Source organism: Pseudomonas laurylsulfativorans (genome assembly GCF_002906155.1).
In the GTDB taxonomy this organism is placed as follows: domain Bacteria; phylum Pseudomonadota; class Gammaproteobacteria; order Pseudomonadales; family Pseudomonadaceae; genus Aquipseudomonas; species Aquipseudomonas laurylsulfativorans.
Window position 1 is genome coordinate 1 of sequence record NZ_MUJK01000016.1, and the last position, 13378, is coordinate 13378.

General features: G+C 57.7%; 11 protein-coding genes, 6 tRNA genes and 3 pseudogenes. 8 read left to right on the forward strand and 12 right to left on the reverse strand.

All coding sequences use genetic code 11. The annotated features are described in order from the left end of the window. Positions 1-105: pseudogene (locus B0D71_RS32000) on the reverse strand (IS110 family transposase); the annotation flags it as partial. 245 nt (positions 106-350) lie between these two features. Between B0D71_RS32000 and B0D71_RS32005 the strand changes: the two are divergent. Next, positions 351-656 carry a transposase gene (locus B0D71_RS32005; protein WP_240635653.1) on the forward strand — a complete coding sequence of 102 codons (306 nt, stop codon included), beginning with the start codon at positions 351-353 and terminating at the stop codon, positions 654-656. Further along, positions 653-1489, forward strand: a complete 837-nt coding sequence (locus tag B0D71_RS28410) for an IS3 family transposase (protein WP_240635652.1) — start codon at positions 653-655, stop codon at positions 1487-1489. Before B0D71_RS32005 ends, B0D71_RS28410 begins: the two co-directional genes overlap by 4 nt. A gap of 409 nt (positions 1490-1898) precedes the next feature. Here B0D71_RS28410 and B0D71_RS28420 read toward each other — a convergent pair whose 3' ends face one another. Beyond that, positions 1899-2897: a LysR family transcriptional regulator gene (locus B0D71_RS28420; RefSeq protein ID WP_103397676.1), complete on the reverse strand. Its 999-nt coding sequence runs from the start codon at positions 2895-2897 to the stop codon at positions 1899-1901. Positions 2898-2986: 89 nt separating this feature from the next. On the opposite strand from B0D71_RS28420, the gene B0D71_RS28425 reads away from it, so the two are divergent. The 5 genes and pseudogenes from B0D71_RS28425 to B0D71_RS28450 form a co-directional block, all read left to right on the forward strand. Then, positions 2987-3613: an alanyl-tRNA editing protein gene (locus B0D71_RS28425; RefSeq protein ID WP_103397677.1), complete on the forward strand. Its 627-nt coding sequence runs from the start codon at positions 2987-2989 to the stop codon at positions 3611-3613. Positions 3614-4248: 635 nt separating this feature from the next. Continuing rightward, the gene (locus B0D71_RS28435; RefSeq protein ID WP_103397678.1) at positions 4249-5472 is read left to right on the forward strand and encodes a type II and III secretion system protein family protein; all 1224 of its coding nucleotides are present in this window, start codon (positions 4249-4251) and stop codon (positions 5470-5472) included. Between the two features lie 119 nt (positions 5473-5591). Next, on the forward strand, positions 5592-6305 hold the full coding sequence (locus tag B0D71_RS28440; RefSeq protein ID WP_103397679.1) for a tetratricopeptide repeat protein: 714 nt from the start codon (positions 5592-5594) through the stop codon (positions 6303-6305). Positions 6306-6323: 18 nt separating this feature from the next. Continuing rightward, complete coding sequence (locus B0D71_RS28445; protein WP_103397680.1) at positions 6324-6593, forward strand: DUF3613 domain-containing protein; 270 nt, start codon at positions 6324-6326, stop codon at positions 6591-6593. 16 nt (positions 6594-6609) lie between these two features. After that, a pseudogene (locus B0D71_RS28450) lies at positions 6610-6995 on the forward strand (helix-turn-helix transcriptional regulator); the annotation flags it as partial. Positions 6996-7053: 58 nt separating this feature from the next. On the opposite strand, the gene B0D71_RS28455 reads toward B0D71_RS28450, so the two are convergent. From B0D71_RS28455 to B0D71_RS28480, 6 genes are all read right to left on the reverse strand, one after another. Beyond that, a tRNA-Gly gene (locus B0D71_RS28455) sits at positions 7054-7129 on the reverse strand. 3 nt (positions 7130-7132) lie between these two features. After that, positions 7133-7211, reverse strand: a tRNA-Ala gene (locus B0D71_RS28460). A 39-nt stretch (positions 7212-7250) separates the two neighbouring features. After that, a tRNA-Gly gene (locus B0D71_RS28465) sits at positions 7251-7326 on the reverse strand. Between the two features lie 2 nt (positions 7327-7328). Further along, positions 7329-7404, reverse strand: a tRNA-Glu gene (locus B0D71_RS28470). Between the two features lie 104 nt (positions 7405-7508). Further along, positions 7509-7584: transfer RNA gene (locus B0D71_RS28475), tRNA-Gly, on the reverse strand. A gap of 2 nt (positions 7585-7586) precedes the next feature. Beyond that, positions 7587-7662: transfer RNA gene (locus tag B0D71_RS28480), tRNA-Glu, on the reverse strand. Positions 7663-8046: 384 nt separating this feature from the next. Here B0D71_RS28480 and B0D71_RS28485 point away from each other — a divergent pair. Continuing rightward, the gene (locus B0D71_RS28485; RefSeq protein ID WP_205886070.1) at positions 8047-8805 is read left to right on the forward strand and encodes a hypothetical protein; all 759 of its coding nucleotides are present in this window, start codon (positions 8047-8049) and stop codon (positions 8803-8805) included. A gap of 123 nt (positions 8806-8928) precedes the next feature. On the opposite strand, the gene B0D71_RS32525 is transcribed toward B0D71_RS28485, so the two are convergent. The 4 genes and pseudogenes from B0D71_RS32525 to B0D71_RS28500 form a co-directional block, all read right to left on the reverse strand. After that, on the reverse strand, positions 8929-9810 hold the full coding sequence (locus B0D71_RS32525; protein ID WP_420825154.1) for a methyl-accepting chemotaxis protein: 882 nt from the start codon (positions 9808-9810) through the stop codon (positions 8929-8931). Then, a pseudogene (locus tag B0D71_RS32530) lies at positions 9790-10893 on the reverse strand (HAMP domain-containing protein); the annotation flags it as partial. The pseudogene B0D71_RS32530 and the gene B0D71_RS32525, both read right to left, overlap by 21 nt. Positions 10894-11001: 108 nt before the next feature. Further along, a complete protein-coding gene (locus B0D71_RS28495; protein WP_103397683.1) occupies positions 11002-12387 on the reverse strand; it encodes an aminotransferase-like domain-containing protein in 1386 nt (461 codons plus the stop codon). 163 nt (positions 12388-12550) lie between these two features. Continuing rightward, positions 12551-13312, reverse strand: a complete 762-nt coding sequence (locus B0D71_RS28500; protein ID WP_103397684.1) for an SDR family oxidoreductase — start codon at positions 13310-13312, stop codon at positions 12551-12553. Positions 13313-13378 lie beyond the last annotated feature (66 nt).

The window sequence follows — 13378 nt, forward strand, 5'->3', positions numbered from 1 at the left end:
GCGCGTAAACTTTCTGCGGTGAACCTCGTGGCCGCGATCATCTTGAGCATGAAGATGAAAGGAATGTTTTCCGAGGTCGATGGCGGCAATAGCTACGTTGTTCATGGCAATGATCTCCGATGAGCCCCCTGTGAAAGCTTAGTGGGCGATCACAGGGGGCAGCGGGGGGGGGTAGCCATTTCATTAGTTTGGCGTTCACATTATTTCGACCAGGACGCGGTCTCCTGTAGGAGCTGGCTTGCCAGCGATGGTCGTTAACGATGACGCGTATGAACTGGATAAACGTGAACTGGCCTAATTATTCCGGACACCTCTTAAGGGCGATATGATTTCGCCAACTTGGAGGTTCCATGAACGAAAGAAAGGTCTACACCCGCGAGTTCAAGCTTCAGGCTGCCAGCATGGTGCTTGATGATAACTGTCCGGTTCCAGATGTTTGTGCATCGCTGGATATTGGGCCCACCGCTTTACGGCGCTGGGTCGATCAGGTTCGCAAGGAACGCGAGGGACAGCCAGTCAAAGGCACCAAGGCGATTACCGAGGATCAGCGCCAGATCCAGGAGTTAAAAGCCAAGATCAAGCGCATGGAGATGGAAGCCGAGATCTTAAAAAAGGCTACCGCTCTCTTGATGTCGGATCCCGATCGTTTTCGATGATTGCGGAGCTTAGAGAGTCATTCCCGACCGCCTTGCTGTGTCGTGTTTTCGATGTGAAGCGCAGCAGCTTTTATGAGTGGCTTCAGCGGCTCGCCAAGCCGCAGGTCAGACGCGAGGAGCTCAAGCTGAAAGTGGTTGAGCTTCACAGCGAAAGCCGTGAAGCCATGGGCTCCAGGATGATCAGCAAGGGCCTGAATTCGCAAAACATAGCGGTCGGAAGGAGTCTTGTCAGAGCGCTGATGAGGGAGGCAAACATTGTCAGTAAACAACGCCAGCCGCATCCATTCAGGTCCAAGGGGGTTGAAGCATTTGTTGCGCCTAATCGACTCAAACGCAACTTCAAACCGACTGCTGTTGATCAGGTCTGGTGTGGCGACGTTACCAGTTTGATGGTGGGCAAGCGCTGGGTTCACCTGGCCATCGTAATTGACCTGTTTGCTCGTCGAGTCATTGGCTGGGCATTCTCTCTAGTCAATGACGCCAACTTGGTCAGCAAGGCGCTACGCATGGCGACAGAGGTACGAACCTGCCCGCCGGGGCTGATGTTCCACTCGGATCAGGGCTGTCAGTACACCAGCCGCAAGTTTCAAGAAGAACTGGCCCGCCACGGCATTTTGCAAAGCATGAGTCATCGCGGACAGTGCTGGGACAACGCTCCAACAGAGCGTTTTTTCGGCACACTGAAATCAGAATGGGTTCCCCGCAGCGGCTACAGCATGGTCGAGGAAGCAAAAACCGACATGGTGCGCTTCTTCATGTACTACAACCGCACCAGGCTCCACAGCTATAACAACTACCTGTCGCCAATAGCTATGGAGCAAAAAGCGGCATAAACACCGTAATCGGTGTCCGGGATTACTTGACCAGTTCAACGCGGCGCCCTTGAGTCCATCGCCGGCAAGCGGCTCCTACAGTTTGGCGTTCACATTATTTCGACCAGGACGCGGTCTCCTGTAGGAGCTGGCTTGCCAGCGATGGTCGGTAACGATAACGCGTGTAAACCGGATAAACGCGGCGCCCTTGAGTCCATCGCCAGCAAGCTGGCTCCTACAGTTTGGCGTTCACATCATTTCGACTCGGACGCGGTCTCCTGTAGGAGCTGGCTTGTCGGGTCGCCGCATCGCAGCGGATGGTCGTTAACGATGACGCGTATGAACTGGATAACCGCCGCGCCCTTGAGTCCATCGCCGGCAAGCCGGCTCCTACAGTTTCCCGGAATTCCGTGAGGAACCTTTTTTGCGCTCAGAACAAGCCGTCACTTTCCGGCAGTTCATACTCCGATGGGGACCAACCCGGACCATTCGACTTGCCTGGCTTGCCCAGCGTCGGCTCCTTTTCCAGACACTCCACCAGGTAATCAATCAGCACCCTTAGTTTGGGAGGCAGGTACCGGGTGGGTGAATGCAGCAACCAGGCACCTCCGTGATAAGAAGCGAGAAAAGTCCAGTCCGGCAGCACCTGCACCATCAGCCCTTTCTCCAGGGCATGGCGCGCTGTGAAATACGGCAGGCTGCCAATCCCGATGTGCTGCAGCACCGCGCCATAACGTACGCCGGTGTGATTGGCGGCATACCGCCCGCGCACACCGACGGTGACCGATTGACTGCCTTTCTTGAATTTCCAGCGCGCGTCGCTCGGGGTTTCGCCCAGGTAAATGCAACTGTGGTTGAGCAGGTCGTGGGGGTGCGTTGGCGTACCGTGCTCGGCCAGATACTGCGGTGTCGCGCAGAGCATATGATCGATCGTCAGCAACCGCCGCCCCACCAGTCCCGCAGGTGGCCGATCAGTGATGCGAATCGCCAGGTCGACGTGGTCGTCAATCAAATCGACCTGGCGGTCCTCAAGCAACAGTTCCACATCCACCTTGGGATAACGGCGCAAAAACTCCGGCATATGCGGGTGAATCACGATCCGGCCCACCGCTTTCGGCACGCTGATGCGCACCAGCCCCTCGGGTTCATCCGTGAACTGACCACTGACTTCCATCACTGACCGGGCGGCATTGACCATTTCCTGGCAGCGCTTGAACACCTCCTCGCCACCGTCACTCAGACGCAGCTTGCGCGTGGTTCGTTGCAGCAACCGGGTCGCGAGCGCCTTCTCCAGACGTGAAATGCTACGACTGACCGCCGACGGCGAAGAGCCCAACTGACGAGCCGCCTCGGAGAAACTGCCCGTCTCGACAACCTTGACGAAAATCGCCATTTCACCGAGCAACGGCAGCGGAAGATTTATGCTCACAGCGCAAAAGTCCTTTGATGTTTGCCAGGATTATCACGCATTTACAGGCTTTCTATAATAAAAACAGATAATCAATACGAGCCTGGAATATGACGCTGCGCCTTTTTTTCCATAGTGATGAGCTCAAGGCCAACGTGGAAGTCCTGGAATGCACCCCGCACGAAAACGAATTTGCCGTGGTCCTGCGCGCGACCCTGTTCCATCCTCAGGGTGGCGGACAACCTTCTGACACAGGCTGGATCGGCGAAAGCCAGGTGCTGCGCGTGGTGCAGGATCCCGAGCAGATCATTCACTTTGTCGACCAACCGGTACAAACCGGGATGACGCAAATCCGCATCGACGAGCAGCGCCGGTTGTTCAACACGCGCATGCATTCGGCCGGGCATTTGATCGGGCACTTTGTACAAAACATGGGCTGGATGCCGATCAAGGCGCATCACTGGCCTGGTGAAGGCCGTGTGCAATTCAAGCCGGGCAATTGCGCGCAGGACGTTGAGGCCCGGACAATTGAACACGGCATCGGACAGTGGATCGACCATGATCTGCCGCGCCTGACCTCACTGCGCGAAGGTATTCGGGAAATCGGCTTCGGTGAACTGCCCGCCTACGGTTGTGGCGGAACCCATGTACGCAGCTTGAAGGATCTGGGCGCGGTCACCATCGCCTCCCTTACGCAGAAAAAAGGCACGCTGTCCGTCCACTATCACGTGGACTGAGCACAGGGCGTTCGTGGGGGCGCCTGATCTTATTGATGCAAGTATTGCCCGGAACGCAAAAGGCCCGCCCAGTCAGACTGGCGGGCCTTTTTTTGCTTCAGCACACCCCGTCAACTTCAGGCAACCGCACTGCGCTGCGCCCCTGCCCGCCCGCCTGTCTCCAGGTTCTGCACCAATAGTTTTCTTTTAACTCATGGCACTTTGATTTGATTGAACTAACGTCAAACATTAAGAAGCCATAACGGCTCGAATTTCCTCGATAGCTTCAGTGATCACATAGCGGATTGGCAAAAGGAGTTACCTCACTATGATCCTGGCAGGCGTTTTTCGACGCTGTACCTTCATTGCCGACCATTTTCCGGGGGAGCCAGGTCGGCGGACAGTACAGTCCATAGCCGCGAGTATCGCTCTGGCGGGTAGTCCAGGTAACCGAATCACTGAAAACCATTTTGTGCAAAGTTCGCTCACGGTCCAGCCAGACCAGCGAATTGCACCCGCTCGTGTGTAGCACGCAAGGAATAACGCCAAGACCATGGATAAGTGGCCTGGCGCATTGGGGCGGATAGCCTGAACCCCACGAAGTGATCCGAGACAATTCAATCAGTCTAAAGACCTATCCAGCAAGGATGTACTTAATGTGCTTTCGTCCCGTGCCTGCTTTCAAGCGAATTATCCATGGTCTGCTCTGGATAGGCCTAAGCGTGGATGCGGCTCATGCCGCGGCGCCCAGTTGTCCGCAACTGGACAATTGGCCGGCAACGTACGAGATCGGTCAGGGGCTGCAGACTGAACTGCGCACCCCCGTTCCGGTAACAAAACTGGCAGTGGGTGACGCGAAAATTGCCGACGTGCAACCCAGCGGCAGCAACGCTTTCATACTCACGGGCATTGCGCCGGGGACCACCAGCCTGATGGTCTGGACCGCCTGTTCGAAAACGCCGCGCCAAAGCATGGTGTTCGTCAGGGGTAAAGCCACGTCGGCGCTGACCAGCGTGCCGTCGGTGCCTTCCGACGACCCGCTGCTGCCGAGCCAAGTGCAGACCGATGTCCGCTTCGTTGAAGTCAGCCGGACCAAGCTCAAGGAAGCCTCCGCCTCGATTTTCGGCGTCCGGGGCAACTGGCTGTTCGGCTCGCCGAGAACCTTGCCCACCATCGGCGGCATTGTCACGCCGTCGATACCGGTGAACAACGACATGTTCAACCTCACGTTTGCTACCGGCAGCACCCTGGTGGCGATCAACGCGCTGGAAGGCAGCGGTTTCGCCTACACCCTGGCGCGACCAAGCCTGGTAGCGCTCAGCGGGCAGAGTGCGAGCTTCCTGGCCGGCGGTGAAGTACCGATTCCGGTGCCCAGTTCAGGCAGCGATAACGTGTCCATCGAGTACAAGGAGTTCGGTATCCGCCTGACCCTGACGCCGACCATCGTCGGGAAAAACCGTATCGCGCTGAAGGTGGCGCCGGAAGTCAGTGAGCTGGACTTCACCAACGCAGTGAGCATCGCCGGCACGATAGTCCCGGCCCTGACCGTGCGCCGTACCGATACCAGCATCTCCCTGGCCGACGGCGAAAGCTTCGTCATCAGCGGCCTGATCAGTACCCACAACGATTCCCAGGTGAACAAGTTTCCGGGGCTGGGCGATATTCCGATTCTGGGCGCGTTTTTCCGCGACAGCACCATCAACCGTGAAGAACGCGAACTGCTGATGATCGTCACTCCGCATCTGGTCCAGCCACTGGCTGCCAATGCACAACTACCGTCACTACCTGGTGAACAGCTGCGCAATTACGACCCGAACTTCTACCGCATGTTCTTCCTCGAAAATGGCGACTTCGACAGTCTCAGCGGGCTCTCGCAATGAACCGACGCCTGGACCGGACTGACCTCGCCCTCACTCGTAACGGTGACTCTGGACGCTTGCCGGGCCAGCCTCATTACCATTGGCCAGGTGTTCAACCTATTGTAGCCAGGGGACATTCAATGAAAGCAGTCATCGCAATAGCGGCGACATTAATGCTCGCAGGTTGTGCCAGCAATGGCATGCCTTCGCGACCGGGTAGCTGTGCCAAGCCCGGTTCGGAACAAGAACTGACCCTTAACCTGGCCGACACCATGGCCAACGAAGGCCGTTTGTATGCCAGCCTGGCGAATCTGGAAGGTTTGCCCGATAGCCTGGTCCAGGTTCGCCTGCGCAAGGCTCGGGTGCTGCGCTTGATGGGGCGTAACTCGGAGGCGGAGCCGTTGTATCAAAGCTTGCTCGGCACCTGCCTGGCGGCTGAAGGGGAACATGGTCTGGGCCAGTTGGCCGCCGCCAGAAATGATAACGCCACCGCTGTCACTCACCTTGAGCGTGCGATGTGGATGGCCCCTACCGACGAAAAGATACGTAATGACCTTGGGGTCGTCTACCTCAATCAGCGACGGATCCCTGAAGCACGCATTGAGTTCATGACCGCCATGGAACTCAAGCAGGCAAACTCACTGGCGGCACTCAATATGGTGACGCTGCTGATCTACCAGGATAACTGGAAGGCGGCTGCCGAACTCGTGACCCGCGCCGACTTGAGCCCCAAGCAATTCGCAGAGGCTCAAAACCGTGCGGAAAAACTCAAGGCCTCCGCCAAAAAAGTGGTGGCCTCCGAGGGGAATCGCCGGACTGAGGTAGCCGATACCTCCTCCAGTGCGATCAAGTAGAACGTACGAGGAGTCGAGATGAATACCAAAAGGCTGTTGATCGTGTGCATGGCTTGCCTGTCCACCAGTGCCTGGGCCATTGAGCCGGGGCCCTCCTCGCCGTATCAGCAAGGTACCGAACAGTGGTTGCAGCTGCAGATTCGCGGCGTAGTTGCCTCCCCAATACTGCAAACCGCTTCGGCCACCGAACGTGACCTGGCCATGCAGCGCTGGCTCAACAGCTTCAACTATCCGATTCCGGAATTTTACGATCAGGATGAAACGGGAAAAATGACCATCGGCAACTGAGGCACGTCGATGGCTGAACAGAATCCTGTACATCGAGCAGAACTTTCGATACAGCATCGATCAGAGTGACCTGGCCAAGCGTTGCGGCATGACGACATTTCGCTTCAGCCGCCTGTTCAAGGAAGCCAATGGACTTGGCTTCACGGATTACATCTTGAACGAGCGCATGAACTTCGCCAAAGAACTGCTCGACAACAGCCAGATGCCTATTACCAGCATCGGCTATGAGGCCGGCTTCAAGGATCCTTCCTACTTCGCTCGTGCCTTCAAGCGTTCGCAAACTGTACGCCCAGCGAATACCGCCTGGCACGCCAACTCAGGGCGAATACCGCTGCGCAACGGGTGCAGGATGAAAAAACCACTGAAGCGCTCGAAAGCCTTGTACAAAGCCTCGGCGGTTGATTGGGTTTTTTACGCGCAAACAAAAACGCCGCTCAATGAGCGGCGTTTTCGTTAAATATGGAGCGGGAAACGAGACTCGAACTCGCGACCCCGACCTTGGCAAGGTCGTGCTCTACCAACTGAGCTATTCCCGCAAATGGCGTCCCCTAGGGGACTCGCCCCCCTCCTGTTACCGCCATGCAAAGGCGGTGACCTAGGCCACTAGACGAAGGGGACACAAAAACGCCGCTCAATAAGCGGCGCTTTCGTTAAATATGGAGCGGGAAACGAGACTCGAACTCGCGACCCCGACCTTGGCAAGGTCGTGCTCTACCAACTGAGCTATTCCCGCAATGGCGTCCCCTAGGGGACTCGAACCCCTGTTACCGCCGTGAAAGGGCGGTGTCCTAGGCCACTAGACGAAGGGGACACGCTACCCGGAACACATGGTGTGTGTTTCGGTGTCCAGATCCGCATCCGAAGACTTGGTTCTGGTTTCACTCAGCCCTGCCCGAAAGCAACGCTGTTTAAAATTGGAGCGGGAAACGAGACTCGAACTCGCGACCCCGACCTTGGCAAGGTCGTGCTCTACCAACTGAGCTATTCCCGCATTGGCGTCCCCTAGGGGACTCGAACCCCTGTTACCGCCGTGAAAGGGCGGTGTCCTAGGCCACTAGACGAAGGGGACACACTACAACATTCACTCCCTGCTTCGTTCCGCTGTGTGCTTTACGCTGCAAGTGGCGCGCATTCTATGGATGGATTGAGAGGTCGTCAACCCCCTGATATAAATTTATTTAAATCAATGACTTCGCCCTGCTTTTGAGCGCCGTTGCGGCTTTTCCGCTGCCCGGCGTTTGACGCCTATATTCTGACACCCGCCAAGACGTTATAGTCCACCCGGTGATGGCAATCTGTACACCGCGTGCCACCATTTATAGAAGCGGGGCTGCGGCCGATATAAGCGCAGGCATGTCCGATCCAACCCGTCATGCGGGCCTAGGCGCTCAAATGCCAAGCCACTAAACTCGCATGCGTACCCTAAAAAGAGGTCTTACCGGTGACGCCACTCATGATCACCCTGCTAGTCGTAGTCGGGATCGCGCTGTTGATCGCCATTGGCTACATGAACCATGTGGTGGAAAACAACAAGCTGGAAAAGGCCCGTACCAAGATTGAGCTCAACGATCGCCTGCGACGCTGCGGCGAAATCACCGAGACTTTCCCAGGCCAACTGATGACCCCGGCACTCAAGCTGCTGTTGGCTCGCCTGGAACTGAACGTCTGCCAGCGCCTGCTCAACCTGGAAAAATCCAGCGCCAACCTCAAGGCACGGATCGCCGAGCTGGAAGCTCTTGTCGGCCAGGGTGAATCCATCCCGGTCAACAATCCGCCAGCACCGATCCAGACCGAAGCCAAGGCCAAGGATGTACGCTTCCTGCTCGAAGCCCTGCATGGTCAAATCACCCGCGCAGCACAGGACGGCTTCCTGTCCCCCAACGAGGCCAAACGCTGGATCCGTGAAGTGCGCCACATCCTGGTGCTGCTGCACATCGAGTTTTTCAACAACCTCGGCCAGCACTCCTTGCAACAGAACCAGCCCGGGCAGGCTCGCCTGGCATTCGAGCGCGGCGTGCAATATCTGCGTAAACAACAGGAGCCACAGGTCTACGCCGAGCAACTGGAATACCTGGAAAAACTCCTGGCCCGCGCCAATGACCAGGTCATGGATCGCATTGCACCGGTCGAAGGCGAGGTCAACCAGTTGACCGAAGGCCTCAAAGACGTCGAGGCCGACGCGGACTGGAAAAAGAAAGTGATCTACGACTGATCAGCGAAAACCACTGTAGGAGCGAACTTGCTCCGGGCGGCGTTCCGACGATGGACTCCAGATCGCCGCGTTCAACCAGTAAACGCGCGTTATCTTTAACGACCATCGCGAGCAAGCTCGCTCCTACAGCCTGAAATGCCCCACCATGCCCTTCAGTTCAACCCCCAGTTGCGCCAATTGGATACTGGATGCCGCGTTGCCCTGCATCGCCAGCGATGACTGATCGGCACTGGCGCGAATACTGGTGACACTGCGATTGATCTCTTCTGCCACCGAGCTTTGTTCCTCGGCCGCCGCGGCAATCTGCTGGTTCATCTGCTGGATCAACGATACCGCCGCCGCAATGCTGCCCAGCGCACTCTCGGTCTGCAAGGCATCGCTGACCGCCAGCTTCACCAACTCGCCACTGCTCTGGATCTGCTGCACCGACGACTGTGCAGCCGTGCGCAATGCACTGACCAGACGCTCGATCTCCTCGGTCGATTGCTGGGTTCGCTTGGCCAACGCACGCACTTCATCGGCCACCACGGCAAAGCCCCTGCCCTGCTCGCCGGCCCGCGCAGCCTCGATCGCCGCGTTCAATGCCAGCAGGTTGGTCTGCTCCGCCACGCTTTTGATCACACTCAAAACCGTGCCGATGTTCTGGATTTCCGCACTCAGGCTTTCAATGCTGGAACTGGCGGAAGTGGCCGAATCCGCCAACTGCTCGATCCGCACCATGCTCTGGCGCACCACCTGCTGACCGCTTTCAACCTTGCCGTCAGCCGTTTGCGCAGCCAGGGCTGCTTCCTCTGCATTGCGCGCGACATCATGCACCGTGGCCGTCATCTGATTCATTGCGGTGGCGACTTGTTCGGTTTCCTCCTTCTGCGTGCTGACCTCGAGATTGGTCTGCTCAGTCACCGCCGACAGCGATTGCGCGGAAGTGGCCAGCTGTTCGATTCCCGACTGCAAGCCACTGACGATATGGCTGAGCCCCGCGCCCATTTGCTGCATTGCCTGCATCAACTGGCCGATTTCGTCACGACGGCTTACGTCAACGGTTCCACTCAAGTCCCCCGAGGCAATCTGTTGCGCCACATGAATCACACTGCGCAGCGGTGCCACGATCAAGCGGGTGATGAACCACGCGGCAATCAGCCCGACCAGCAAAGCCAGAGCAGAAGAGCCGATAATCAGCAGCGAGTTCTTTTTCAATTCAGCCTGCATCGCCTGGTCTTGCGCGACATAAGCCTGATCCACCCGCTCGACCACTTGGGCGGCGCGTTGGTGCAACTGCTGATAGACGGTTTTTTCCTGTTCCAGCAGGCCGGTGTACTCGGCAAGTTTGTCGCTGAAGCTGGCGATATGACCTGTCACCTCATTGAGGACGGTCTGGTAACCCTCATCCTTGACCGTGGTCTTGAGCTGCTCGGCCTGGTTCAATGCCTGGCTGGCCTGTTCGATCTTGCCTTGCCCGGCGCTGTCGTCGCCTTTGCGGCTTTGATCCAGACGCACGCGTGCTTCATTCATGGCTTGCAGCATCAAGCGTGAAACCTGGCTGACCTGATTGGCCTGCTCGATGAATTGCGCACCGTCCTTGCCTTCGGAATCCTTCAGCGTATAGGCACCGTCATCGGCGAGCCCGGATTGCAATACATCAAGATTATTGGCCACGCTGGACACCGACCAACTGGCCATTTCCAGCGCCAGGTCCTTGGCCTGGGTGAGCGAGACAAACTCGTCGAAGGCCTTGCGATAGGCGCCCAGGGACTGTTCGACATCATTCATCACTGGCACGTTGGCCGCAGACGCGGCCTTGAGCTGGCTGGCCAGAGTGATCAAACCATCGACGCCCTCGTGCAGGGCATCGACGGTTTTGGGATTGCCGTGCAAGGCGTATTCCTGCTCCAGCAGCCGCACCTTGAGCAAACCGCTATTGAGCGAAGACATTTGCTTGAGCCCGTCGAAGCGCTGGCTGATCGTTTGCAGGGACCACACGCCAATGCCCGCTACCAGCGCTGTCAACAACAGCACCAGGACAAACCCGACACCCAGTTTTTTCGCCATACCGAGGTTGGCAAAACGTCCTTGCACGGCCGAAATCATTGCACTTAGTCCCCTGCCAAAGTCTGTAGGCGCAGATTCGCAACGGGCCAGTAGCAACACAAGGCTCTGGCGCCGGAATAATGGCAAAAAGCTACGCCAACGTCGTTTTCAGAACGCTTGAGGTCGATCCGGGGCAGTGGCCTGAAAGAACGCACGGGCACGCGGGTCACAGGCATAGGCCACGTTGATACGCTGCCAGTCACTGGCCCCGCCAGAGGAGTTGAAGGCGGTCTTCGATGACAGCAGCACACCCAGACGGCGTGCCTGGGTCCGCACCTGATCGTAGTCAGACATGCGTGATCGCGCCCAAATGAACAGGCCTCCCGCCGGCTTGCCGAAAATTTCCCATTCGGCATCCTCGAGCATTTGCAACACCACCAGCCGGTCGTTGCTCAAGCGTTGGCGCTGACGTTGCACCAGTTTGCCGTAGGCACCGTTAGCCAACAGGCACGTCAGCACCGACTCGCAGAATCGAGAGGCGCCCATGCCAGTGATCATCTTGATCTCGGCCAGACGCGTGATGACTGCAGAACCGGCCACCACGAAACCGACCCGCAAGGAACTGCTGAGGGTCTTCGAATAGCTGCCCACGTAAATCACGTTGTCATCCAGCGCAGCCAGTCGCGTACCGGAACCACTGCGCAGATCCGCATAAACGTCGTCTTCGATCACCTGCACGCCAAAGGTTTTGGCCAGTTGCAGCACACGGCGCGCCACCACTGGTGCAAGGTTGCTGCCGGTCGGGTTGTGATAAAAACTATTGATCAACAGCCCCTGAGGCCGGTGTTTGAGCAGCAACGATTCGAGTACCTCCACGTCCGGCCCACGCGGTGTTCGCGGCACCTCGACCATGTCGATGCCGTGTAGCCTGAGCAGATCGAACAGCACCGGATAGCCGGGACTCTCCACGACCACACAATCACCGGCCTTGAACAGTGTCCGCACAATCAGGTCCAGCCCCTGACTGGCACCGGCCGTGGTCATGATCCGGTTGTCCTGCGCCTGGATATCCAACTGCCTGAGGCGCTTGAGTATCTGTTGTCGCAAGGCTGGCAAACCCAGCGGCGTGCTGTAGTTGAACAGGCTGGCCGTATCGGTACGACTGACTTGCCGAATCGCGTAAATCAGATCGTCGGTCTCGCGCCAGCTTTCAGGCAGCCCGCCACAGCCCAGCCTCAACTCACCCGACCAAGGCTCATGCTCGGGCTCGGCCCCCTCAAACCACGCAGGCTCGTGCTTTGCGCTTGTGATCAATGCCGGGTCGGCAACCGTATAGCCGGCCCCATGACCTGACACCAACTTCCCCTGCGTCACCAGGCGTTCGCAGGCCTGAACGACGCTTAACTGACTGAGCAAATTGATCCGCGCAATCTGTCGCACCGAAGGCAGGCGTGTACCGGGCGATACCCCGCTGGATTGAAGCCAGCAGGTCAGCGCGTCAACAATTTGCTGTACGACGGGCACAAGCGCCTGTCGATCGATTCTCAACTCCATGAGCAAGCAAACTCCTGTTGATTTTGCGAGAAGCAGTTAATCACAGGAGCGTTCGCAGGCATGTGCGACAACGCCGCCAAAACCCTTTGTTCTAATCAATTGAAACACTTTGCCCGGTCCGTTAACGGAACCAAAAAAACTGTGGGAGCGGCGGTGCGTCGTTTTAAAACGCGGTGACACCGCCGTCCACGGCCAATGAGTGCCCCGTGGTGAACGCCGCGCCATCGCTGCACAGATACAGCACCGCACTGGCGATCTCTTCGACCTTGCCGATGCGACCGACCGGATGCATGGCGTTGGCAAACTCGCCTTTTTTCGGATCGGCCTCATAAGCGCGACGGAACATATCGGTGTCGATCACCGCCGGGCACACGGCGTTGACCCGGATTTTTTTCTTCGCGTACTCAATGGCCGCCGACTTGGTCAGGCCGATCACCGCATGTTTGGAGGCTGCATAGATGCTCATTTTCGGCGCCGCCCCAAGGCCGGCCACCGATGCCGTATTGACGATCGCGCCGCCCCCTTGCGCCAGCAGCAGCGGCAACTGGTATTTCATGCACAGCCAGACACCTTTGACGTTGACGCCCATGATCGCGTCGAATTCGTCGAGCGTACCTTCCGCCAGCTTGCCTTTCTCGATTTCGATACCGGCGTTGTTGAAGGCATAGTCAAAGCGACCGTAGGTTTTGATCACCTCATCCATCAGATTTTTTACATCGCTTTCCAGGGTAACGTTGCAGCGCACGAAGGTCGCTTCGCCACCGGTCGTACGAATCAACGCCACGGTGCCCTCGCCGCCCGCCATGTCCATATCGGCCACTACTACCTTCAGGCCCTCGGCGGCAAATGCCTGGGCGGTCGCGCGACCAATACCGGCCGCCCCGCCTGTCACCACGACCACCTGGCCGGAAAACGTCATGCTCATTGTTATGTCCTCGAAGAGAAGAAAGCGGGGAATCGCGTAGGGCCAGTCTAGCCATGGAGGTCTTGA

Excerpts from the sequence above, each read along its gene's own strand:
- B0D71_RS28440 (WP_103397679.1), top strand. The coding sequence starts at position 5,592 with ATGAAAGCAGTCATCGCAATAGCGGCGACATTAATGCTCGCAGGTTGT.
- B0D71_RS32525 (WP_420825154.1), bottom strand. The coding sequence starts at position 9,810 with ATGCAGGCAATGCAGCAAATGGGCGCGGGGCTCAGCCATATCGTCAGT.
- B0D71_RS28425 (WP_103397677.1), top strand. The coding sequence starts at position 2,987 with ATGACGCTGCGCCTTTTTTTCCATAGTGATGAGCTCAAGGCCAACGTG.
- B0D71_RS28485 (WP_205886070.1), top strand. The coding sequence starts at position 8,047 with ATGATCACCCTGCTAGTCGTAGTCGGGATCGCGCTGTTGATCGCCATT.
- B0D71_RS28495 (WP_103397683.1), bottom strand. The coding sequence starts at position 12,387 with ATGGAGTTGAGAATCGATCGACAGGCGCTTGTGCCCGTCGTACAGCAA.
- B0D71_RS28410 (WP_240635652.1), top strand. The coding sequence starts at position 653 with ATGATTGCGGAGCTTAGAGAGTCATTCCCGACCGCCTTGCTGTGTCGT.
- B0D71_RS32005 (WP_240635653.1), top strand. The coding sequence starts at position 351 with ATGAACGAAAGAAAGGTCTACACCCGCGAGTTCAAGCTTCAGGCTGCC.
- B0D71_RS28500 (WP_103397684.1), bottom strand. The coding sequence starts at position 13,312 with ATGAGCATGACGTTTTCCGGCCAGGTGGTCGTGGTGACAGGCGGGGCG.
- B0D71_RS28445 (WP_103397680.1), top strand. The coding sequence starts at position 6,324 with ATGAATACCAAAAGGCTGTTGATCGTGTGCATGGCTTGCCTGTCCACC.
- B0D71_RS28435 (WP_103397678.1), top strand. The coding sequence starts at position 4,249 with ATGTGCTTTCGTCCCGTGCCTGCTTTCAAGCGAATTATCCATGGTCTG.